This window comes from Emticicia sp. (assembly GCF_043780375.1).
Lineage (GTDB): Bacteria > Bacteroidota > Bacteroidia > Cytophagales > Spirosomataceae > Emticicia.
Genome location: NZ_JAYWCU010000144.1, coordinates 69,619 through 91,899 on the forward strand (window position 1 = coordinate 69,619; position 22,281 = coordinate 91,899).

Annotated in this window: 22 protein-coding genes and 1 pseudogene; 14 read left to right on the plus strand and 9 right to left on the minus strand. The window is 34.8% G+C overall.

Annotated features, from left to right (window positions below):
• Positions 1-279 precede the first annotated feature (279 nt).
• From ACH2CJ_RS11540 to ACH2CJ_RS11550, 3 genes are all read left to right on the plus strand, one after another.
• Positions 280-1,212 carry a hydroxypyruvate isomerase family protein gene (locus ACH2CJ_RS11540; RefSeq protein ID WP_394992958.1) on the plus strand — a complete coding sequence of 311 codons (933 nt, stop codon included), beginning with the start codon at positions 280-282 and terminating at the stop codon, positions 1,210-1,212.
• Positions 1,213-1,349: 137 nt separating this feature from the next.
• A complete protein-coding gene (locus ACH2CJ_RS11545) occupies positions 1,350-2,252 on the plus strand; it encodes a DNA-3-methyladenine glycosylase family protein (RefSeq protein WP_394992959.1) in 903 nt (300 codons plus the stop codon).
• A gap of 72 nt (positions 2,253-2,324) precedes the next feature.
• Positions 2,325-2,687, plus strand: a complete 363-nt coding sequence (locus ACH2CJ_RS11550) for a CoA-binding protein (protein WP_394992960.1) — start codon at positions 2,325-2,327, stop codon at positions 2,685-2,687.
• Here ACH2CJ_RS11550 and ACH2CJ_RS11555 read toward each other — a convergent pair.
• Positions 2,684-3,352 carry a YdcF family protein gene (locus ACH2CJ_RS11555; protein ID WP_394992961.1) on the minus strand — a complete coding sequence of 223 codons (669 nt, stop codon included), beginning with the start codon at positions 3,350-3,352 and terminating at the stop codon, positions 2,684-2,686. The two genes, ACH2CJ_RS11550 and ACH2CJ_RS11555, sit on opposite strands and share 4 nt — an antisense overlap.
• A gap of 119 nt (positions 3,353-3,471) precedes the next feature.
• Here ACH2CJ_RS11555 and ACH2CJ_RS11560 point away from each other — a divergent pair, with 119 nt between their 5' ends.
• Positions 3,472-3,771 (plus strand): YtxH domain-containing protein, encoded by a 300-nt coding sequence (locus ACH2CJ_RS11560; protein ID WP_394992962.1) that lies wholly within the window; start codon positions 3,472-3,474, stop codon positions 3,769-3,771.
• Positions 3,772-3,861: 90 nt separating this feature from the next.
• Here the strand turns inward: ACH2CJ_RS11560 and ACH2CJ_RS11565 are convergent, their stop codons facing one another.
• Complete coding sequence (locus ACH2CJ_RS11565; protein ID WP_394992963.1) at positions 3,862-4,278, minus strand: hypothetical protein; 417 nt, start codon at positions 4,276-4,278, stop codon at positions 3,862-3,864.
• 192 nt (positions 4,279-4,470) lie between these two features.
• Here ACH2CJ_RS11565 and ACH2CJ_RS11570 point away from each other — a divergent pair, with 192 nt between their 5' ends.
• From ACH2CJ_RS11570 to purU, 3 genes are all read left to right on the plus strand, one after another.
• Positions 4,471-5,250 (plus strand): TIGR00266 family protein, encoded by a 780-nt coding sequence (locus ACH2CJ_RS11570; RefSeq protein WP_394992964.1) that lies wholly within the window; start codon positions 4,471-4,473, stop codon positions 5,248-5,250.
• Positions 5,251-5,407: 157 nt separating this feature from the next.
• Positions 5,408-6,733: a vanadium-dependent haloperoxidase gene (locus tag ACH2CJ_RS11575; protein WP_394992965.1), complete on the plus strand. Its 1,326-nt coding sequence runs from the start codon at positions 5,408-5,410 to the stop codon at positions 6,731-6,733.
• 27 nt (positions 6,734-6,760) lie between these two features.
• A complete protein-coding gene (gene purU / locus ACH2CJ_RS11580; RefSeq protein WP_394992966.1) occupies positions 6,761-7,615 on the plus strand; it encodes a formyltetrahydrofolate deformylase in 855 nt (284 codons plus the stop codon).
• 67 nt (positions 7,616-7,682) lie between these two features.
• Here purU and ACH2CJ_RS11585 read toward each other — a convergent pair whose 3' ends face one another.
• Together ACH2CJ_RS11585 and ACH2CJ_RS11590 are read right to left on the minus strand one after the other, a co-directional pair.
• On the minus strand, positions 7,683-8,207 hold the full coding sequence (locus ACH2CJ_RS11585; RefSeq protein ID WP_394992967.1) for a hypothetical protein: 525 nt from the start codon (positions 8,205-8,207) through the stop codon (positions 7,683-7,685).
• 53 nt (positions 8,208-8,260) lie between these two features.
• Positions 8,261-9,883, minus strand: a complete 1,623-nt coding sequence (locus tag ACH2CJ_RS11590) for an OmpA family protein (RefSeq protein ID WP_394992968.1) — start codon at positions 9,881-9,883, stop codon at positions 8,261-8,263.
• Between the two features lie 207 nt (positions 9,884-10,090).
• On the opposite strand from ACH2CJ_RS11590, the gene ACH2CJ_RS11595 reads away from it, so the two are divergent.
• From ACH2CJ_RS11595 to ACH2CJ_RS11610, 4 genes are all read left to right on the plus strand, one after another.
• A complete protein-coding gene (locus ACH2CJ_RS11595; RefSeq protein WP_394992969.1) occupies positions 10,091-11,068 on the plus strand; it encodes a bifunctional heptose 7-phosphate kinase/heptose 1-phosphate adenyltransferase in 978 nt (325 codons plus the stop codon).
• Between the two features lie 546 nt (positions 11,069-11,614).
• Complete coding sequence (gene rsgA / locus ACH2CJ_RS11600) at positions 11,615-12,523, plus strand: ribosome small subunit-dependent GTPase A (protein ID WP_394992979.1); 909 nt, start codon at positions 11,615-11,617, stop codon at positions 12,521-12,523.
• Between the two features lie 190 nt (positions 12,524-12,713).
• Positions 12,714-13,334, plus strand: coding sequence for a sigma-70 family RNA polymerase sigma factor (locus tag ACH2CJ_RS11605; protein ID WP_394992970.1), 621 nt, complete (start codon positions 12,714-12,716; stop codon positions 13,332-13,334).
• Positions 13,335-13,500: 166 nt separating this feature from the next.
• Positions 13,501-13,800, plus strand: a complete 300-nt coding sequence (locus ACH2CJ_RS11610; protein ID WP_394992971.1) for a hypothetical protein — start codon at positions 13,501-13,503, stop codon at positions 13,798-13,800.
• A gap of 115 nt (positions 13,801-13,915) precedes the next feature.
• Here ACH2CJ_RS11610 and cmk read toward each other — a convergent pair whose 3' ends face one another.
• On the minus strand, positions 13,916-14,827 hold the full coding sequence (gene cmk / locus ACH2CJ_RS11615; RefSeq protein ID WP_394992972.1) for a (d)CMP kinase: 912 nt from the start codon (positions 14,825-14,827) through the stop codon (positions 13,916-13,918).
• A gap of 190 nt (positions 14,828-15,017) precedes the next feature.
• Between cmk and nadD the strand changes: the two genes are divergently transcribed.
• On the plus strand, positions 15,018-15,590 hold the full coding sequence (gene nadD, locus ACH2CJ_RS11620; RefSeq protein WP_394992973.1) for a nicotinate (nicotinamide) nucleotide adenylyltransferase: 573 nt from the start codon (positions 15,018-15,020) through the stop codon (positions 15,588-15,590).
• 269 nt (positions 15,591-15,859) lie between these two features.
• On the opposite strand, the gene panB is transcribed toward nadD, so the two are convergent.
• The 4 genes from panB to ACH2CJ_RS11640 all read right to left on the minus strand — a co-directional run bounded on the left by panB (position 15,860) and on the right by ACH2CJ_RS11640 (position 20,770).
• Positions 15,860-16,675 carry a 3-methyl-2-oxobutanoate hydroxymethyltransferase gene (gene panB / locus ACH2CJ_RS11625; RefSeq protein WP_394992974.1) on the minus strand — a complete coding sequence of 272 codons (816 nt, stop codon included), beginning with the start codon at positions 16,673-16,675 and terminating at the stop codon, positions 15,860-15,862.
• A 99-nt stretch (positions 16,676-16,774) separates the two neighbouring features.
• The gene (locus tag ACH2CJ_RS11630; protein WP_394992975.1) at positions 16,775-18,067 is read right to left on the minus strand and encodes a murein hydrolase activator EnvC family protein; all 1,293 of its coding nucleotides are present in this window, start codon (positions 18,065-18,067) and stop codon (positions 16,775-16,777) included.
• Positions 18,068-18,141: 74 nt separating this feature from the next.
• A complete protein-coding gene (locus tag ACH2CJ_RS11635; protein WP_394992976.1) occupies positions 18,142-18,975 on the minus strand; it encodes a DUF4292 domain-containing protein in 834 nt (277 codons plus the stop codon).
• Between the two features lie 70 nt (positions 18,976-19,045).
• Positions 19,046-20,770: a tetratricopeptide repeat protein gene (locus tag ACH2CJ_RS11640; RefSeq protein ID WP_394992977.1), complete on the minus strand. Its 1,725-nt coding sequence runs from the start codon at positions 20,768-20,770 to the stop codon at positions 19,046-19,048.
• Positions 20,771-21,326: 556 nt separating this feature from the next.
• Between ACH2CJ_RS11640 and ACH2CJ_RS11645 the strand changes: the two genes are divergently transcribed.
• Positions 21,327-21,635 (plus strand): hypothetical protein, encoded by a 309-nt coding sequence (locus tag ACH2CJ_RS11645; protein ID WP_394992978.1) that lies wholly within the window; start codon positions 21,327-21,329, stop codon positions 21,633-21,635.
• A gap of 185 nt (positions 21,636-21,820) precedes the next feature.
• Positions 21,821-22,281, plus strand: a pseudogene (locus ACH2CJ_RS11650) (hypothetical protein); the annotation flags it as partial.

Genomic DNA, 22,281 nt, shown 5'->3' on the forward strand with positions numbered 1-22,281 from the left:
AACACTTATAATTAAGAAATAAATTTAGTATAAAGCTATGAATATATAAACAATTTTTATAAAATGATGTGCTATTTTAAATATTCTTAGATTTAGAACTTCGTATAAGATGTTTAAACTTTTGTTGTTTCAAAACTACATTCTCGATTGTCAAATGTGGAAAATCCATTTTTCAATAGTACATTTGGTAACTTTAAATTATGTTTAAATAGCTTCGTTATATTTGAAGCATAATTTATTCTGTTTTTTATAAAATCAACCTTCAATCTATAAAAACTAATGAATCGCAGAAATTTTCTTTCAAAAAGTGTCTTGGCGGCAAGTGCTACCACTTTAGGCTCAACGGCAGCGTTTGCTACTGAAACGTCATCAATCAAAAACTCAGTTGCACCAAAATACAAAATGCTTTACGCTCCGCATTTTGGAATGTTTGAAAACTCAGCAGGAAAAGACTTATTCGACCAACTCAAATTTATGGCGGAAAATGGCTTCATGGGTTTGGAAGACAACGGAATGTTGAAACGTACGCCCGAAATTCAGTCTAAAATTGGTGAAACAATGGCAAAATTAGGCATGAAAATGGGCGTTTTTGTAGTAGATGGAGGCGATAACTGGAAAACTTCGTTGGCAACGGGTAAAAAAGAATTTCTCGAAAATTTCTTGAAAACCTGCCGTGATTCGGTCGAAACTGCCAAGCGTTGCAATGCTAAATTTATGACAGTTGTACCTGGTTATTTTGAAAGAAATTTGCCTTTGGGGATTCAAACTGGTAATGTAATTGATGCTTTACGTCGTGCATCCGATATTTTTGAGCCACATAATCTTACAATGGTTTTAGAACCTTTGAGCGACAATCCCGACTTGTTTTTACGTTTTTCCGACCAAACTTACATGATTTGCAAGGCTGTTAATAGTCCTTCGTGCAAAATTTTGTTTGATATGTGGCACATGCAACGCAACGAAGGCCGCATGACACAACACATGGACTGGTGCTGGGAAGAAATTGCTTATTTCCAAATCGGTGATGAGCCAGGACGTAAAGAACCAACAACGGGCGAAATAAATTACAAGGCTCTTTTCAAGCATATTTACGAGAAATCAAAAGTTAAAAACCAAGAGTTCATTATGGGAATGGAGCATGGAAATTTTGCCAAAGGAAAAGAAGGTGAAACCAAACTCATTGAGGCTTATCAATGGAGTGATAATTTTTAAGAAAGATTGAATTTTACCATTTATAATACTGGAGGCTTTATTCACGTAGAGCCTCTTTTTTTATTCAATTTCGCAAGATTCAGATTTTAAAATTGAATACTTTTCTTAAACTTGCATTTTTATATCGACAAATTTAAATGATACATTTACCCACACCAACAGCCTTTAGTTTTACAGAAACACTTCGGTTTTTAACTCGAAACGAAAAAGAATGTTTGCATACTGTTAAAGGTGAAACCATTTTCAAACTATTAGAAATTGACGGTGAATTGGTATTGTTTTCTATCAATTTTCTTGATTCTTCTTTACAAATAACGATTCATACGCCCATAACCTCTCCTAAATCCTCTCCACAGGAGAGGACTTTATTTGAATTTGTGAAAAAATACGTGCAGAATTGGTTCGATTTAGAAGCAAATTTGACTGATTTTTACAAAACTGCTCAAAACGACGAGATTTTAGCCAATTTATGTCAAAGATTTCACGGACTACGCATGGTCGGAATGCCTGATTTGTTCGAATCACTCGTTTGGTCAATTATCGGACAGCAAATCAATCTAAATTTTGCTTATTCGCTCAAAGAACGTTTGGTGAAGAATTTTGGCAAAAGTCTGGTTTATAATGATGAAACATTTTTTGCTTTGCCTACGCCCGAAAAATTGGCAAATTTGAGTCTTGAAGATTTTCAGCCGCACCAGTTTAGTAGAAGTAAAGCACAATATATTTTGAATATTTCGAGGGCTTTTGCCGATGGTAATTTATCTCAAAGAGATTTAGAAAAATTGCCTTTTGAGGAAATTCGAGAGAAATTAGTACAAATTAAAGGAGTTGGTAACTGGACGGCCAATTATTCGATGATGAAAAGTTTGAAAAATTATGATGCTTTTCCTGTAGAAGATGTGGGTTTACACAATGCCGTGAAAACCCAATATAGTTTGGAAGGAAAACCAAGTATTGTGACACTAAATTTAATGTCCGAAAAATGGTCTGGCTGGAAAGGTTATGCAACTTTTTATTTTTGGCATTCGTTGTTGGGGTAGAAAAGACGATAGTCCGCAAATAATATTCGACAGCTTATAACTCATTGATAGTCAAATAATTAAATCCAAAAAATGACAAAGAAAACATTAGTAATAGGAGCATCCACAGACTCAAGTCGATATGCGTTTTTAGCAGCAAATAGCTTATTAAGACATCAGCATAAAATTGAGCTTTTAGGTAAAAAAGAAGGCAAAATTGGTGAAAATGAAATAAAAACAGGCAAACCAGCCTTGGAAAATATTGACACCGTAACATTGTATTTAAATCCAAAACATCAAACCGAATATTACGATTATATCGTTGCACTAAAACCTCGTCGAGTCATATTTAATCCAGGTGCTGAAAATGCCGAGTTTGAAGAAATTTTGACCCAAAACAACATCGAACCCATACAAGCCTGCACACTTGTGATGCTTTCTACGGGGCAGTATTAGTTAGCCATTCTGCCTTCAAAACCCATTTCTACAAGCATTTCGTAGGCATTCCATACTTCAGCAGGAATTTCCATTGCTATTAAGAAACCTTTTTCGGGATATATTTTTAGGCGTTGTAAATCTCCTGTCATGTTGCTAATCACTCGTGCTTTACTGATATTATTTTCAGCACAACGAGCAATATACGATTCGTAAGTATCGGGCAAAGCACTTGCCGTAAAATCAAAATCGGTAAATTGCACTTTTGCCGTAGCCCACGTGCGACGCACCATGTAAGGTTTCTGCACCAGAATAAAACTTTTAAAACCAAGGCTTTTTTCCTGTAAAAGTTTTCGAGTAAAAATAAAGTTTTCACCCGTGTTTGTTGCTTCATTTTCTAATATAATTGCCTCGGCAGGAACACCCTTTTCTATAGCAATATCAAAAAACGCTTCTGCTTCAGACTTTGGCGTAGTATTTCTTAATTCACCAATAGGTCGAACAACTCCTCCCGAAAAAACAATGTATGAAGCAAAGTCTTCGTGATACAATTGTGCTGCATAATCTGCCACACTTGGGTCGTGGCTTCCTAAAACAAAAATACAATCAGCTTTTTGAAGGTCTTGTTTCAGAAAGTGATAATCAAAAAGTAGCTGTGCGTAATAGTCAATCTTATTTTCGTCCATTTATCAATGTTTTTTACCTGTTGGCAAAATTATATAATAATGACCAAAAATTAATGATACTTTTATTAATGAATTTCGTCAGAAGTTCGTTCTTAAATAAAAAATAAATTTACAATACAATGATAAATGCAAAACATTTGGCAACATTCGTACTCGGAGCAGCAGCGGGTGTAGCACTTCATAAATACTTACAAACCGAAGAAGGCGAAAAGGCTTTGAATGATTTGAAAATTAAAGGTAATCAATTGAAAGACGATGCCGAACAAGCAATTGACAAAGCCCCAGAATATTTCGAGAAATTGAAAACCGAAGGAGCAGCAGCATTGAAAGACAGTTTTCCAGGAATTGAGGCATTTCTACAAGAATTATTTGGTAAAAACACGCCACAAGCAACGGTTGCCGAAGAACCAAAAGCATAATTTCGATTGTGGTGCGAACCGAGCATCGGTCGCTTCCAGTTTGCCGTAAAAGTAAAAGCTGTGTAAATTAGGTATAGTTTACACAGCTTTTTACAGCTTTTTTACCGTCAAAGTAACCTTATAATCTTTCAATTTTATCTCGCCACTATTCTCTGGATAAGGTAATACATCCGAAATCTCAACAGAATATTTTTGATTTCCTAACTCAACTGTGGTAGTAGAAGGTTTAGCATTATCAGCCAAAAACTCCAAAATAGCATCTTTTGATACATTCGACTCCGAAATTTTCAAATAAACTTTCACACTTCCCATCCAAACACAAGTAACATTTTTTGGACAACGACTGTCTTCTATTTTTGTAATTTTCACCTTCACACCTTCCTGATAAGCTACTTCATTATCATAAGTTGCTTCAATTTTATTGCCTAACGTCACGCTTGGTACAGCCGAGTTTTCTTTTGTGCATGAAATAATTGCAAACATCAAAACTATTATTAATTTGTCCATATTTATATATTTTTTCAAAACTGATAATACATTAATGATGCTTTTTGTTGGAAAATGGTTGTAAGCACAATCAAAAATATCCACCAAATTGCCATTCCACAAACCCAAAACTCCATTTATGTAGATTTCTTTGAGAGATTAATATGGAAAATCTTATCTTCGTCATGAAAATTTTAAACCCCCATTAATGCCATGCGTTCTCACGAAATTGACTACAAAATTTTTGGCGAAGATATTCAAATCGTCGAAATAGAACTTGACCCTAACGAAACCGTTATTGCCGAAGCTGGTACTATGCTTTTTATGGAAGACGGCATTCAGTTTGAAACCAAAATGGGTGATGGCTCACAGCCTCAGCAAAGTTTAATGGGCAAACTCATGCAAGCAGGTAGCCGAGTGCTAATGGGTGAGTCTATTTTTATGACTCATTTTACCAATCGCTCGAATATTAAACGAAAAGTAGCTTTTGCAGCCCCATACCCAGGTACAATAAAGGCAGTGGATTTGGCAAAAATTATGGGAAATACGCTCATTGTACAGAAAGATGCCTTTTTGTGTGCAGCCATGGGTACAAGTATTTCGATTCATTTCAATCAAAAGCTTGGAGCTGGTTTCTTTGGCGGCGAAGGCTTTATTTTAGAAAAAATTCAGGGTGACGGCATGGCTTTTATTCATTCAGGTGGAGTTGTGATTGAGCGTCAGTTGAACAACGAAACACTTCGCATTGACACCGGTTGTGTAGTTGGTTTCGAGCCACAATTACAATTCGACATCGAACGCTCAGGAAGTCTAAAATCAATGGTTTTTGGCGGCGAAGGTATCTTTTTAGCAACTTTGCGTGGCACAGGCAAAGTTTGGATTCAATCGTTGCCAATTTCAAAACTTATCCAACGCCTCACGCCTTATGGTGGAAATGCAGGTAAAGAAAGTGGTTCGGTTTTAGGTGGTTTGGGCAGTTTGTTTGAACGTTAATTGAATAAAAAAGTTTTTATCTTTAAGTACGGCTTCGCTGGGCGATACTCACTCAAAGCGAAGCCGTACTTTTTTATAATCATATTAATTTGTTAGTCGAGATAAAATTCTCTAAAAAATATTTAATTTTGTAGCAAAATCGATCACTAATAAAAAAATGAAACCACTAAAAGGAATCTTCTTATTTGCCATAGTACTTTTATTATCAAATAGTTGCAAGCAAAAAACCAGTGCCGAATATAGTCAGGAAGTCAATAATGCAGATTTTTATCATGGCTGCGTCAATCAGCTAACCGACGTAATTATTCATGATATTTTTTCACCACCTGTAGCAAGTCGAATCTACTCTTATGCTACTTTGGCAGGTTATGAGGCAATGGTTTCAGGCAATAAAGACTATCCTTCGATGGTTGGGAAAATAAAAGATTTCAATAAAATTTCGCAGCCAGAAACAGGCAAAGAATATTGTTACCCATTATCGGGCATCAAAGCATTTATGACTGTTGCTCGTGGACTTACTTTTTCGGTTGAAAAATATGATGACTTTGAAAAAGGTTTGGATAAAAAATTCAAAGATGCGGGCGTACCAAGCGATGTCATTGAGCGTTCGGTAGCTTACGGAGATTCAGTCGGAAAAGCGGTTTTGGCTTATGCAAAAAAAGACAAATACCCACAAACTCGTGGTTTACGCTATACTTTACAAAATAAACTTGGCTCTTGGCAGCCAACTCCTCCTTCGTATGCCGATGCCATCGAGCCAAATTGGGGTTCAATTCGCACTATGGCGATAGATTCTTCTACGCAATTCATGCCACCTGCTCCATTTGCTTATGATTTGGCAAAAACAAGTCTATTTATGAAAGAGGTAACAGAAATATCTGAAATGGGCAAAAATTTGACCGAAGAAGAAAAACGAATCGCATGGTTTTGGGATGATAATGCTTTTGTTATGAATGTACAAGGACACGTGATGTTTGCTGATAAAAAAATGACTCCAGGTGGACACTGGCTTGCTATCGTAAAAACTGTTTGTAAAGATAAAAAAGCTGATTTAATGAAATCGGCACAAGCATATTTATTAGTTTCGATTGCCTTGCGAGATGCTTTTATTAATTGTTGGGAGGTAAAATATCGTTACCATAAAATCCGTCCCGAAACAATTATCAATGCAAGCGTAGATACCAAATGGATTCCATTTTTGCAAACGCCTCCTTTTCCTGAATATACCAGCGGACATAGCACCATTTCGGGTGCATCTGCCGAAGTTTTAACCCAACTTTTTGGTGAAAACGTAGCCTTTACCGACTCTACCGAAGCTAAATTTGGTCATGGTGTAGGGCAATTCAAATCATTCTATGAAGCTGCCAACCAAGCATCTATCAGTCGTTGCTACGGTGGAATTCACTTCCGTTCGGCATGTGATGAAGGCTTGATAACAGGTAAGAAAATCGGAGAATGGGTAATGTTAAAGGCGAAAAAGTAATATACTCGCTTTAGAAAACTTTGAATAATGACAAAACACATTCTTCTCATGGACGGGCCCGATGCAAAAGGTCTGATTTTTCATGTAACAAGCGTACTTTATAAAAATGAATGCAATATTATTTCGCAAGACGAATACGTTAGTCCTGATGGTGGCGAACCTAACGGACAGTTTTTCATGCGAACTGAATTTGAGTCGCCTGATAAACTCGACCCGCAAAAAGTTTTGAAAGACTTGCGAGTAGCAATTGCCACACCAGAAATAAACTTACGCATCAATCCCAAAAAGAAAAAAGATGTGGTGATTTTGGCAACAAAAGAACATCATTGCTTGTCAGATTTGCTTATTCGCTATAATTTCGATGAACTGGATGCCAATATTTTGGCAGTCGTGAGCAATTATAATACACTTCAACCTTTTGTTAGTAAGTTCGGAATTCCATTTCATTATATCACGCACGAACACAAAACCCGGGAAGAACACGAAGAAGCCATTCTCCGAACTTTGAAGATTTACCAACCCGAATATTTAGTTTTGGCAAAATATATGCGTATTCTTTCACCCGAATTTGTTTCACATTATCCTAACAAAACTGTCAATATTCATCATTCATTTTTACCTGCTTTCATCGGAGCTCATCCTTACCGACAAGCCTACGAACGTGGTGTAAAAATTATTGGAGCTACGGCACATTTTGTCAATAATAATTTGGACGAAGGGCCAATAATTGCTCAAAATGTAAAAGATATTGACCACCGCTATACTGCCAGCGACATGGCTCGTGAAGGAAAAGAAGTAGAGAAATCGGTACTAACGCATGCCCTAAAGTTAGTCTTTAACGACCGTGTTTTTATTTATGGAAACCGAACGGTGGTGCTTTAGTTTTACGACAAAATAGATTTGAGGAATCATTTTTCTATCCGACTTCAATTTTATTTACATCTATTACTTATTTTATATTTGCTTCTACAAATAGTCCACTTTTTTCAATATGTGCTATTGTTGATGGTTTTATATGAATACATTTTATGTACATGTAATAGTCAAATCCAAATCTAATCTCAATATTTTCATTTACCAAGAGCATCCAAACTGTTTCTCTTAATATTAATCTTATAATTTTGTCAAGCTGAATCAAGTCCAATTTTAAACCATTTTTGAGTATTTTTACTTCTTTATCAAAGTCAACAATAATATTTTTAAGTCGTCCATTCTTCTCATGTTTTTTAAAATCTTTTTTTGTGTCATACAATTCAATGGAATCGACTTTTAAGAAATGAACATTCATTTCATTCAGAATAATCTTTACAGTATTAACATAGGCAGTTTCTATTTTTTCATATTCTTCGTAAGTTGGATTATTGTATTTTGGTTTTCCGATATCACTTATCGCAGTCCACTCAGAACTATCCATGTAGCACCCATCTTCATTTCTCTTTTGTGGATTAAATTTTGTAATTCTGTAACTCGTCATAAATTAAGTATAAGAAGGATTATCAGTTAATTGATTATGTTAAACAACTCCTCCTAATTTTTCACAATCACAAACTCCACACGGCGGTTTTGTGCTTTTCCTTCTTCGGTGTCATTAGAAGCCACCGGGCGAGTTTCACCAAAACCAACACTTGTAACTCGATTGGCAGAAAGTTTCTTTGAAAGTAGATAAGTACGCACCGATTCGGCACGGTCTTGCGAAAGTTTTAGGTTGCTTTCGTTTGAGCCAACATTATCTGTATGTCCTTGTATTTCGATGGTCAAGTTTATATTTTCTTTCATTGTTTCAGCAATTCTATCTAACTCAGGGAAAGATTCTGAGCGAAGCGTAGCTTTGGCATATTCAAAGAAAATATTATTCAGAAGAACCTTTTCACCCGCTTTTATTGGCACAAGTTTCAAATCATCCCCATCAATTTCTTTGTATTCTTTTATTTCTGTCAAGTCAATATTCTTACCAATCGCAATAAAATCTTTCGCCACTGCTCGGTACGAATATTTAGAACCGTATGGTAAAGTAATTTTATATTCACCAGTCGTTGGGTTGGTATCTGCCACGCCAGCCTCTTCGCCATCTGGGAGTGTTTGATAAATAATTTTTGCTTCAATTGGTCGCCCTGTTTTTTCATCTAAAACTCTACCACTAATCATCACGACAGGCGTGGGTGCAGTTTTATTAATATCTATCGGACTCTTTCCTTCGCTCAAACTTTTTTGTTCTTCAATTCTGCTATTAGAAGTTTGTGTACCGCCAATTGTTGGTTCAATTTTTTTATCTTCTTTTAGCTTAAAACGCACTAAGTCGCCTTTTCCTACAGAGTTTTTCTTGGTAGTCATGTAAGCATACTCGCCCGAAGCGGCAATTGTATAAAAATATTCGTTGGCATCGCTATTTACTTTTTCACCCATATTGATTGGTTTCGACCATTTCCTCCAACTTCTATCCATACGTTTAGAAACCCAAATATCTGTACCTCCCAAACCACTTTTTCGGTTAGTAGAAAAATACATTGTATAATTATCAGATGCTAAAAAAGGTGTTGTTTCAGTATCGCCAGTGTTAATATCAGTGCCTAAACTTTCGGGTTTTGTCCATTTTCCATCTTTCCCTAAAAAACATACATAGAGGTCATCTTCTTTACCATTTTTCTTTTCGCTAAAAGCCAAAATCAAAGTTTTTCCATCATTCGACAAGCATGCAGTCAAGAATTGTCCCTTACAAAGATCATCAAATTTGGGAATCAACACTTTTTGAGGCTCCGACCAACCAGTTTTTGTCTTTTTGCACATCGAAATTCCTGCCTCGTTTTCTCTACGTCCTGCACTATAAACGCCCGAAATCAAAATCGTATTTCCGTCGGGTGTAATACTAAAAAGGTCATTGTATTGGTCTTTATTAATTGTATTGGGCATTCGTCTGGCAATTGTCCAAGTATTTTCTCTCAACTCCGAATACCACACATCTTGACTTCGTTTTGCTCCATAACTATTAGAAGGATGGCTTACACGACAAAAATATAAAGTTTTACCATCGGGTGAGATAACAGGGCTTGCCTCGTGAAATTCAGTATTAATTGCCGAACCCAATTGTTCGAGTGTTTGTGCGAATGAAAAAGTAGAAATAAAATAAGCTAATAATAGGATAGTCTTACGCATGATGTGTTTTTAGTTTTTAACTCCCTCTCCTCGAAGGAAAGGCTCGGGTGAGGTGAAAGTCCAGTTGGTCAGTCAAATCGTCATACAAATAACGCAATCTCCAAGCCAAAATGTATGAAATTCTTAAAAAATCGTTATAAAATCCTTAGTTTTGCAAAGCAAAAGCTAAACTCAAAATTTAAAATCAAAATTCCGAAATAGATTATAATGCCAGTGAATAAAATTTTTGATGCCTTTGATAATTTACGTGTCCTTATAGTGGGTGACGTGATGATTGATTCTTATGTATTTGGGAGAGTTGAGCGTATTTCACCCGAAGCCCCCATTCCAGTTGTAAACGTGAAGCGGAAAGAAATTCGCTTAGGAGGAGCTGGAAACGTGGCTATGAACATAAAATCGCTTGGAGCAACCCCCATTTTATGCACAGTCGTGGGAGCAGATTCTGACGCAAAAGACTTACTTAACTTGTTGATAGATAATGATTTACCAATTGATGGAATCATACAAAGTAAGGCTCGAATAACAACTGTAAAGCAACGAATTTTGGCTGGTTCACAACATATTGTCCGAATAGACTCTGAAATGGATTCGCTGATTAATGCTGACGAACAAGCTCTTTTGATAGAAAAAGCCGAAGCCTTGGCGGAGTCGTGCGATGTTATTATTTTTGAAGATTACGACAAAGGAGTTTTGACTGCCGAAAGTATTAAGCAAATTGTTGCTTTTGCAAAATCAAAAGGCATTCCGACAATCGTTGACCCTAAAAAACGAAATTTTTTGAATTATCAAGGAACAGATATTTTTAAGCCAAATTTGAAAGAGTTGAAAGAAGGGTTAAAAATTGATTTCGATGCCAAGAATTTAGAAGAAGTAAAATCTGCAGTAGCATCCGCAAAAAACATTTTGGGGGTAAATGGTGTTTTTTTAACACTATCAGAAAATGGTGTTTTTATTGACTTTCAAGATGAAACACATCATATTGCTGCACATTTGCGTAGCATTACCGATGTTTCGGGGGCGGGCGATACCGTTGTGAGTATTGCGGCAATGTGCTTAGCTCTGAAATTATCTCCTAAAGTTATTGCAGAAATGTCTAATTTAGGAGGAGGGTTAGTATGCGAGTACGTAGGTGTGATGCCTATTGAAAAAGATAAACTTAGAAACGAATATAACAAATATTTTTAACAATGAAAAAAAGCACCCAATCGTCTATTTTTAGAAAATTGCGGTGCTAAAAACTCAGAATTTCGGCAAATTGATAGTGGTTACAATTCATCTATGTGAATTATTTCATTGAAGGTCTGTAAGGCAATGATTGTTTTTCTTTTTTGCTTAAAGAATAAACTACAACTCCTACAGCCACGGCGGCTAATCCGACTAATACTCCCTTTTTCATTGTCGTATGATGTTTAAAATGTTTCTTTGGTATTTTTGAACAACTAAATAACGAAAAATAATAATCGATTGTTTCAACAAACACTTAAAAATTGCTTAAAAATTTATTTTACGGTAATTATATTATTTTTGGTCAATCAACTTTATAGATATTAAATAAAAATAGAAATATTTACCTCAAAGCATTACTTTTGCCTAAACAAACATAATTATTAAAGAAATTTTTTTATGTAGTATATTTATAAGTATTATCTTGACATTTAAGTCTATTTTAAGTTTTAAGGAAGTTTCTTATATAAACATTATCAAATTTTGAGCCAAACTATTGGATTAGTCATGCGTTCGACAGGTTCTTGGTACGATGTTCGTTCCAAAGAGGGAGATATTTTGCAATGTCGGCTAAAAGGAAAATTTAAAATAAAAGGTTTTAAAGTAACTAATCCTATTGCGGTTGGCGATAAAGTGGTCTATGCAATAGAAGACGAAAATCGCAATACGGGTATGATTAGCGAAATCTTACCACGTGAAAACTACATCATTCGTAAGTCAGTTCATAAGACTGCTCACGGACATTTATTGGCAACAAATATCGACCAAGCAGTGCTTATTGCTACTTTAACTTTTCCAAGAACCTCACTTGGTTTTATTGACCGATTTTTAGTCGCAGCAGAGTCTTTTAGAATTCCTACTGTATTGATTTTCAACAAATTAGACCTATTAAATCAAGAGCAAATCGATTACCAACAAGAGCTTACACAATTGTACGAAAGCCTTAATTATCCTTGTGTATTCACCTCTGCAATTGATGGAAATGGGGTGGCTGAATTTTATGACATTTTGAGAGGAAAAGTATCATTAATTGCAGGACATTCGGGCGTTGGCAAATCTACTTTAGTTAATGCCATTGCTCCTGATTTAGATTTAAGAACTTCAAAAGTTTCAACATTTGCTAATAAGGGGGTTCATACTACTACCTTTGCCGAAATGTTTGAGATTGATGCTGAAACTTTTATCATTGATTCTCCAGGTATCAAAGAATTAGGATTAGCAGATATGGAAAAAGAAGAAATTAGTCATTATTTTCCAGAAATGTTAAAATTAATTAATCAATGCCGTTTTAATAATTGCCTGCATCTCGACGAACCAAATTGTGCTATTAAAGAGGCGGTCATGGAAGAAAAAATTGCCCAAAGTCGTTATTTTAGTTATTTGAGTATGATGGACGGTGGTGATAATAGGAAATAGTGTAGTAAACGGTCAATAGTCGACTACCTACGGTGAAGCAGTACTATCGACCATGTACTTTGAACCGTTATCTAAATCCCTCCTTTTATCATCAAAATCACTTGTTTTAAACAAATATCATTTTTGAGAAATATTTATTCTTGTTCTTTTGTTAAAAATCGTAATTTTGCTCGACTATAATTAAAAGTCTATGGAAGAAGAAGAAATTGTAGAGGTAGTAGCACGGTACTCCGAAAAAGAAAAATACGCAGTTTTTGATAAAGAGTTTATGCCGCACATAGACTCGATGTATAACTTTGCCTTTCGCTTAACTAATGATGAAGACGATGCCAATGATTTGGTACAAGACACTTATCTAAAAGCGTTCCGATTTATCAATTCGTTTGAAAGAGGAACTAATGCAAAAGCATGGTTGTTTAGAATTCTGAAAAACAGTTTCATTAACGACTATCGTAAAAAGAGTAAAGAACCATCAAAGGTAGATTACCAAGACGTTGAAACGACCTATAATTCGACAGAAGATGCCGAAATGGACGCTACAACTGACCTGCGAACCGAAACTGTGCAAGACATGATTGGCGATGAAGTTGCCAATGCATTAAATAGCTTGCCCGTTGATTTCAGAACGGTCATAATCTTGTGCGACATCGAAGGGTTTACGTATGAAGAAATGGCCAAGATTTTAGATATTCCGATTGGCACTGTACGTTCGAGATTACACCGAGCCAGAAATTTGTTGAAAGAAAAACTAAAATCTTATGCTTCTTCAATGGGTTATAAAACCAAAGAATTAGAAACCGAAGATGAATAATTAAGCATCATAAGGAACAATTAATAAAACATTATTGTTCTATTTGACGAATACAAATACTTGCATATCAGGTATTTGTAAAAAACAATTTAAACTTTTTTTCGGAAAGTTGAAAAGAAATATTTTAACAATAAAACTAAAAGTTGTTTCCCAAACCATTATATCAATGAAGCATAAGTGCGAAAATCAGCAGAAATGTATGAAAATGATACAAGCCGTACTTGACGGCTCGGCATCTGCTGAAGAAGTAGAACACTTCAAACAGAATATGGACGAATGTATGCCTTGTATTGAAACTTACAAGTTGGAGAAAAGTGTGAAAGAAGCTATGCAGGGGAAAGTAGAGAAAAAATGCTGTCCACAGTCAATAATCGTTGATATTCGAGCAAAAATTGGTTTGGCATTCTTACTTTTAGGTTTTATAACTATTGAAATAAAACTCTATCACATTTTATTTAGTTGTTAATTTTGAATCATTGATAGACACGATTTGCAGTCTATAATTTTATAAATAGCACAAAAAAAAGCCATCAAACTTTAGGGTCTGATGGCTTTTTTTGATTAGAACAAATACAAATATTCTACAAGACCTCAGGATAGCTGTAAAACTTGAATTTATTGGCCTGTTCCCAATCATGAAGCCATGATGCTTTGATGGAATCATCAAAATATTTATTTGCTGAAATATTATTGGGCAAAAGCTCCTCATTTTTAGCAATAAGCCTTACAGGAACTAACGAAACACCATTTTGAATGGCTATGCTTGCTCGTTTATGTCCGTCAAGAATTGCCCATTTACCTCGTCTTTCAAAAACACTAATTGGGTAGTCAGACGAGGGCGAAGTAAGATTAATTTGGTCTTTTAAATCAATAAAATCATCATTAAAAGTTTCGTTAATGTTTTGAGTAGGAAACAAAATCTTAGGATTGCACCAAATTACACCTTTCTGAAAATCTTTTTGATTAATTATTTTGATGATAAATCGTGCAATCGTAATCGTTTTTAGTTCGGTTGTGTTAAGTGTCAAATCAAAATTTTTATAATCAGAACAATCAGCTTTATATTCCTTCAAAAACCTATTATTTTCGCTACTTTTTCGTAAAATAATAGAGTCCATCGTTTCTTGAAGTGTCGTATAAGTGGTTTCATTAATTCTGGTCGAATCATTCATAATTCGTTTAGCCGCTACTTCAATATCAATCAGAAAATATAATTTTATTGATGATGGAATAAAGAACCAGCCAAGGCGGGAATCAACAACAAAGTTTTTGTCTAAGGTATTTAATGCCCTGAGATTATCATCAATTTCTTTGTCAATATCTTTATTAGTATCAGCTAAATTATTGAGTTCGAGTGTCGTCATTCCATACCGACGAGCCATATCTCGCTGAATCGCACCTGTCGAAAGATATTTAAGGTTGAGTTCTTCCGATAAAATTTTTGCGATTGTGCTTTTTCCACTTCCTAAGTCGCCCGTGATGGTAATTTTCATAAGAATTTTTGTACTTTTTTTAAATTTTGACAAAATTATTCTTTTATTCTTAATTTGGCTACATCAAATCGTACATATTCAGTATTTTTGGAATATTTTTAATAAAGGAAGTAGATAAAATAATTGATAATTTACTAAAAACTTATAATCAATGGTTAAAGTTACTGACTATTGACTGTGGACTATTTATATGAAAATCGGCTTATTTTTTGGTTCATTCAATCCTATTCACGTCGGGCATTTGATAATTGCTAACCGAATGGCATACTGCACGGATTTGGAGCAAGTTTGGTTTGTGGTTTCACCCCAAAACCCTTTCAAAAAGAACAAAAGTTTACTACACGAATTCGACCGCTTCACGATGGTAGAAAAAGCAATCTCAGACAACTATCGTTTGAAAGTATCTAACATTGAGTTTTCGATGCCCAAGCCAAGTTATACAATTGATACGCTCACAAAATTGGTAGAACGTCACCCAACCCACGAGTTTAAGCTAATAATGGGTGAAGACAATTTGGTGCAGTTTGAAAATTGGAAAAACTACGATAAGATTTTAGAATACTACGAGTTATATGTTTATCCACGTCCCAATACTGCTGAACATAACTTCAAAATTCATCCAAAAGTAAAATTTATTGAAGCTCCCTTGCTTGACATTTCAGCTACTTTTATCCGAAATTCTATCAAAGAAGGAAAATCTATTCGCTACATGGTGTCTGATGTGGTAGAAGAATATATTCGTTGGCAGAAGTTTTATTTGTAGAAGTTTCTTCATACTAAATGTTCTATAGAAAAAAATATTAGTCAATATTTGATTTTAGAGGTTGTTTACGTTTTTGCTGGTAAAAAATGACACTTTTTTGAACAAAGAGTAAGTTAAAAAGGTGCATTTTAAGTTATGAATCAACAAAAGTATAGAATTTGGACAAGTTTAATATTTATATCGACTCTTCCTTTCTTTTAATAAAAAATGAAGCAAGAATACCTTAGAGTAGCACTATTTTTTTTAATATTTTTAATCATTAACTATGCTCAATAAGACTCTTTTTCGCTCGGAAAATTAGAAGATTTTACATCTTTGGTAAAATTAATTACGGCTTCGGTCATGATTGAATGTAAATCGGCATAGCGACGAAGAAAACGTGGCGAAAAGTCTTTATTGATTCCTAACATATCATGCACAACCAAAATTTGTCCATCACAGCCATTTCCAGCACCAATACCAATAGTAGGAATATTAATTGCTTCAGTTACTTTTTTTGCTAATCCCGCAGGAATTTTTTCTAAAACCATTCCAAAACAACCAACTTCGTCAAGCATTTTGGCATTTTCTATTAATTGTTCGGCTTCTTCGTCTTCTTTTGCTCGTACGGCATAAGTTCCAAATTTGTATATTGATTGTGGCGTAAGTCCCAAATGGCCCATGACGGGAATTCCTGCACTTAAAATTCGGACAATTGATTCTTTTACTTCAATTCCACCTTCCAATTTCACAGCGTGTCCTCCCGATTCTTTCATAATTCTGATTGCAGAACGAAGAGCTTCTTCCGAATTTCCTTGATAAGACCCAAAAGGCAAATCGACTACTACTAAAGCTCTTGTTACACCTTTCACAACTGCTTGGGCATGATAAATCATATTGTCGAGCGTAATTGGGAGCGTAGTTTCGTAGCCCGCCATAACATTGGAGGCAGAATCACCCACCAAAATTAACTCAACGCCTGCTGCATCAACGATTTTTGCCATTGAGTAATCATAGGAAGTTAAACAGGCAATTTTTTCACCTTTACGCTTCATTTCCTGAAGCGTATGCGTGGTGATACGCTTTGTTTCACTGTGAATAGACATTATTAATAGCGATTAATATTAGCAGATAGCTTTTTGCTGGCCTGAAAATATTTTTTTGTGAATGAAAAGGAATGATAATTTTAAGCTAATGCTAATTGCCTACTTAGGTATGAGCCACCCTTCGGGGTTTAAATGCTCGCTATTGTGCCAGATTTGGAAGTTTATTTCGGTTGCTCCGCCTGATTCTCCAGCGGTACCGATGGTTTCTTTTCCTGCGATTTTCTGTCCAACCACGGGAAAAATCTGTTGGAGATTAGCATAAACAGTAAAATATTCGCCGTGCTGAATCAAAACAACATTGCCAAGTCCAGGAATTTCAGTTACGTCTTTTACAACACCTTCATAAACTGACCGAACGGTTGCTTTTGCAGAGGTTTGAATGTCAATTCCATTATTATTTATTAAAACGCCATTCAAAACAGGATGCTCTTTTATGCCAAATCTATCCGAAATAAAACCTTTTTGTACGGGCCAAGGCAAACGAGATTTTGACGCACCAAACGATTTTCCAAGAGCTGTTTCCTCATCGTCAAGTGCTGATGCAATTGTTCTCGAATTTACTTTGGAAGATGGTTTTTTGAGTTTGTTTTTTACTAATTTTGAGTCTCGGTCTTGTCGCAATTCACGTTCTTTATTTTTTCGGGAAATTTCACGAGCAACAACATTTTCAATTAAGGTTTCTAAGCGATTGACCGACCTATTTGTGGCTTCAATTTCTCTTCGTAAATCTTTTTCTTTTTTTGACAACTCGCCAATCATTTCTGTTTGACGGGTTTTAAGTTGTTCCAAATTTTGTGCTTCTGTTACTTTAGCTGAAATAATTCGCTTTTTATCTGATTTTTTACCTTCCAAATTTCCTTGTCGCTCACGTAATAATGCAACAACTTTAATCATTTGTGCCACCTGCGATTTACGATTATCGGTATATTGTTGTAGATATTTATACCGCATAATTAAATCATTGAACGACGAGGAAGAAAATAAAAAACTCAATTTATTGATTTTTCCACTGGTTTTAGAAGCCCCATAAAGCATAGCGGCATATTCTTTTTGGAGCGTATCTAATTTTTGTTCAAGACTGGCTTTGGCATAAATAATGTCTTGCATCTCCATATCAATTAAGTCCATGTCTTGTTCCATCAAGCCAATTTGTTCTTCTTGTGAAGAAATTTGCTGCTTTATTGCTTTTATTTTTCCAACAGTTACTTCCTTTTTTTCTTGTGTATTTTCTAAAGCCCGCTTCGTCTCAACAATTTTTTCTAAGTTTCTTCTTTTTTCGCTTTCGAGTTGCTTACGCGATTTTTTCTTGCGTTGAGCGGAGCTATCAAGGCCTACAAAAATGCCAAGAAATAAGATACCTATGAGTAAATATGTAAGTTTTTTTAGGGACATTATAACAAGTTTAAGCTCTTTGCATTTGATGGTCAGCAATCGTTGCGGAACAACCATTTACCGATAAAAGCCAACTACTTAGGTAAATAAGACTTCGGAATACTAAATACAAAACCTGGGCTTTGGTCTAAAATCTCAATTTTATTGTGCTGCAAATTTATTAAAGTTTGTAATATTTTTCCATTTTGCTGGGCATCAATCTGAGCTTTTATTTCATGTGGAATCAATAAATCGTTGATATTTAAGAAATTAGTATAGTCTATTTGCATTTTACTATTACCAGTTGAATCGCTTGCATTAAGTTTTTGGAGTTTAAATGATGGCTCGGCAATGAAGTTTTCAACTTGCAAGTTCTTTTCTTGTTGTTTAATCATAAACCCACCTTCTTGTTTTGATACTTCATCCATTTCACGTTTTTTTATAAGCATATTTCCAATCAAAATAGACTGAACAAGGTCATAATTAAGAGGATAATTAAACTGTTTGCTCAAGCTTGCAAAATCGAATTTATAGTATGTACGATGCAATCTGTCTAAGAAAATGATAGAATCTTGTGTAATAATGCCCCTTGCTCCTTCTAGTCCTACTACGATGGAAAGCCAAATGATACTGTCTTTTTTGATATGAATATTAACTGGAAACGACTGACTTTCTCCTGCCGTCGTAAAATTGACTTTCGATTTAATATTCAGATATTTGAAGTCTATTTCAGCGGGTTGAACATCAATTTTTGGCGTAATCCGTATTTCAACTTGCGGTAAATTTTGTATTATTTCAACCTTTGTAGCCTCAATTTTTGTTGAATCTACTTGATTAACTTCCTTTTTGTGTATTCGCTGACGCTTGCAAGAAGTTGCTGATAGTAGAATAAAAGTAATAATTATTAGAAAAGAATATCGAGTTATCATTTTTTATGGAAAATTAAAAGCACTCCCAATTGGAGAGGCGGTTTGAAGATTTTATTGAGTACGGTCAAATTTACTCAATCAACTGTCCAGACTGGATTTTTTTATCAATACTTTTGCTGTTTTCACCCATTTGACGGGCTTTTTTCCATTGTTCAAGGGCTTTGTCTTTTTCGCCAAGTTGAAACAATACATCTCCATAATGCTCAATTATTGTACCGCTAACCCCGCTGTTTTGTTTGATGGCTTTCTCCAAAAACTCACGAGATTTTTGATATTCCTTCATCGTGTAAAGTACCCAAGCATGCGTATCTAAATAAGTGGCATTTTCGCTAAATTTTTCAGCCAATCGGCTTGATAATTGCACGGCTCTACTTAGTTTATCTTTGCGAAGCGAAAGATAATAACTATAATTGTTTAGCACGTGCTCGTAGTCAGGGTCAGTTTTTAGTACGGCTTCGTAGGCATCGTCTGACTTGGCATATTGTTTCAATTCATTGTAAGTATCGCCCAGAAGTGCATTAACGTGCTTACCTAATTCAGGATTATCAACTGCCAAATTTCGTGCTTCTTCCAACGAAGAAATAGCTTTTTCGTAGTTTTTCTTGGCAAAATTGGCAAAACCATTGTGATACCAGAAAAAAGATTGATTTGGAAAATACTCAATTGCTTCTTCTGAATGTTTGGCTAAACTATCAATATGATTTAGTTTTGAGTCTAACTCGACAATAGCGAGCCAAACTTCAAAAACAGATTTGTCATAAAGCGTTGATTTTACATAACTATCACGGGCGATAGCCATTTCACCTTTTTTCATCAATAAATCGCCCAAAACTACATAGCCTTTTGCTTCTTTTGGCGACTGTTTGACTAATTCCTGCGTGAGATTCAAAAGATTTTCTAAGGTTTTGTTGCTGTTATCTTCTTTCATCATGAGCATATAGCTGCCCAAAATCTTGAATTTTATTTCAACAGGAAGGTTTTTATTAGCAAAAGCCACTTGCAACTCTTCGTTACATTTTTCTAACTCATTTTGTTTGCGATAAATTTCTGCCAATAAAACATGACCTTCAGCAAAATCGGGGTTCTTTTTGACAGCATTTTGTAGCATTTTAATGGCTTGAGCATAACGTTCGTTTGAAATCAGAATTTGAGCTTGTTGCACTACATATTCTGGTTCGGTTGGCTCTGAGGCAATGAGTTTATCGCCTTCTTCGATGGCTTTTTCTAATTTATTTTGTTTCAAATAAATCAATTGTTTTTGACGAGTAATTTCTTCGCTGACACCTATTGTTCGCTCAATTTTATTGTAAATTTCAACAGCATCCGAAAACTTTTCTTGCAAAATATAAACATTCGATAAGTCAAGATAATTATCGACATCGTTCGGAAATTTATCAGCAAGTTTTTCATACATCGTTGTTGCTTCCTTATAACGCTTTTGTTTGGTATAGATTTCACCTAAAAATTTTCGATAAAACTTATTGTCATCATCAATTTTTAAGGCTTTTTCGCTGTAAATGCTTGCATTGGCAAGGTCGTTGGTGGCTAAAAAGGATTTTGCCAACATAAAGTTTACGCCCGAACTGGTAGGATTTTCTTCGGCGGCTTTCTTGAAAAGTGGAATGGCTTTGTCGAAAGTTTCGGCAATGTAATATTTCATTCCCTCTACAAAATAGGCTTCTGCTTTTAATTCTTTTTCCGATATGCCTTCATCGTCAGTTTTCTTGTTTTTCTGAGCAAATGAACATATCGGTAAAGCGATTAATGCAATAAATATGATTTTTGAAAACTTCATTTATATGAGTTAAATAGTAGGACTTTAACGCTAAAGTTGCTTGAATATTGCAGCAAAAAGACCGCAACATTCTTGCCAAAGAATAATCAAAGTTCTTAATTTTTCTTGACAAATTAGCTATATTTTACTCATTTTATGCTGAAATACATTTGAAAAGAGAAGGTATTCTATGATATTAAGTATCTCTTGTTCATTTCGATTCTAAAAAAGGCATTTAGATGAGCTTATTCTAAATATATTTTTTGGGATGGATGCTTAAAACGGCTTCCAGTGAAACTGATTATCGCAAGCAACATTAATGACCAAAAGAAAAAACTAAGATAAAGTATTGAATATACCTCTCCAATTATCAACCTAATGAGTATTTATGTCATAATGCCACAAATTAATGATGTGCCACAACTGACCAATAAACTCGTACTGATAGCTTTATATATAAAATGGATATTCGGACATTCAAGATTTAATACATAATATCATAATAATAGTTGGTGGGTATGATATGATAATATTTAGTGTATCTTTGGGATAAATAGCTAAAGGCATTCAAATTATAATGAATATAAAGTCAAAAACACGAAACACAAGGGTAATAAAGCTTAACGAACGCCATAACATTGTTTACATCAAACATTTGGGACAAGAACCTTATAATGAAATAAAATTTGAATGTGGCAAAACCATAATCGTGAGTTATAGTCTTAACTATTGGCACAGTGTTTTTCAAGATTTTCAACGTATCAACAAAGGCGTTTTGATAAATCCTGATAAAATCATTAGTCAAGTTGGCATTCAAGAAGTAGAATTGATGGATAATTCTAAATTTTTATATTCTCGCAGAAAGTTAAAAAATAGTCTTTCTTAGTAGGTATTTCTACACAAAATCTAATATTTCTAACAAATTATTTACGAAATTAATAATTACACGAGCGACCTTTACCGCTCAATAAAAATTCGTTGTTCTTTTTAAAATTCTTTTTAAATCGAATGTTTTTAAAGCTTAAATAGTATAATATTGTAAATATTTCACCTTATCCGTATTGATTAAATATGAAAAATACATTTATCTTCTATCTATTTTTAGCCGCCATTCCTTTCTTTGCTCTATCTCAAGAAGAAAAAGAAAATCCAGGTGCCAGAGCGGAATTTGAATATCAAATGACTAAAGACCCAAAAACAGGTCTTGTGCCAAGAAATGAACTCGAAAAATCGAGGAGTATTATGACCCAAATGATAAAACTAATGGCACCAATTCCAAATATTGCGTGGACAGAAAGAGGTCCTAACAATATTGGCGGACGTACCCGTGCCTTGATGTTTGACCCAAATGATAATAAGAAAGTTTGGGCAGGTGGTGTGGCAGGTGGTTTGTGGTACAATACTGACATCACAAATGCCAATACCACTTGGACAAAAGTGGATGATTTTTGGGACAATATCGCTATTGGTGATATTGCTTATGACCGAAGCCCAGGTAATTCACAAACAATGTATGTAGGCACAGGCGAAAG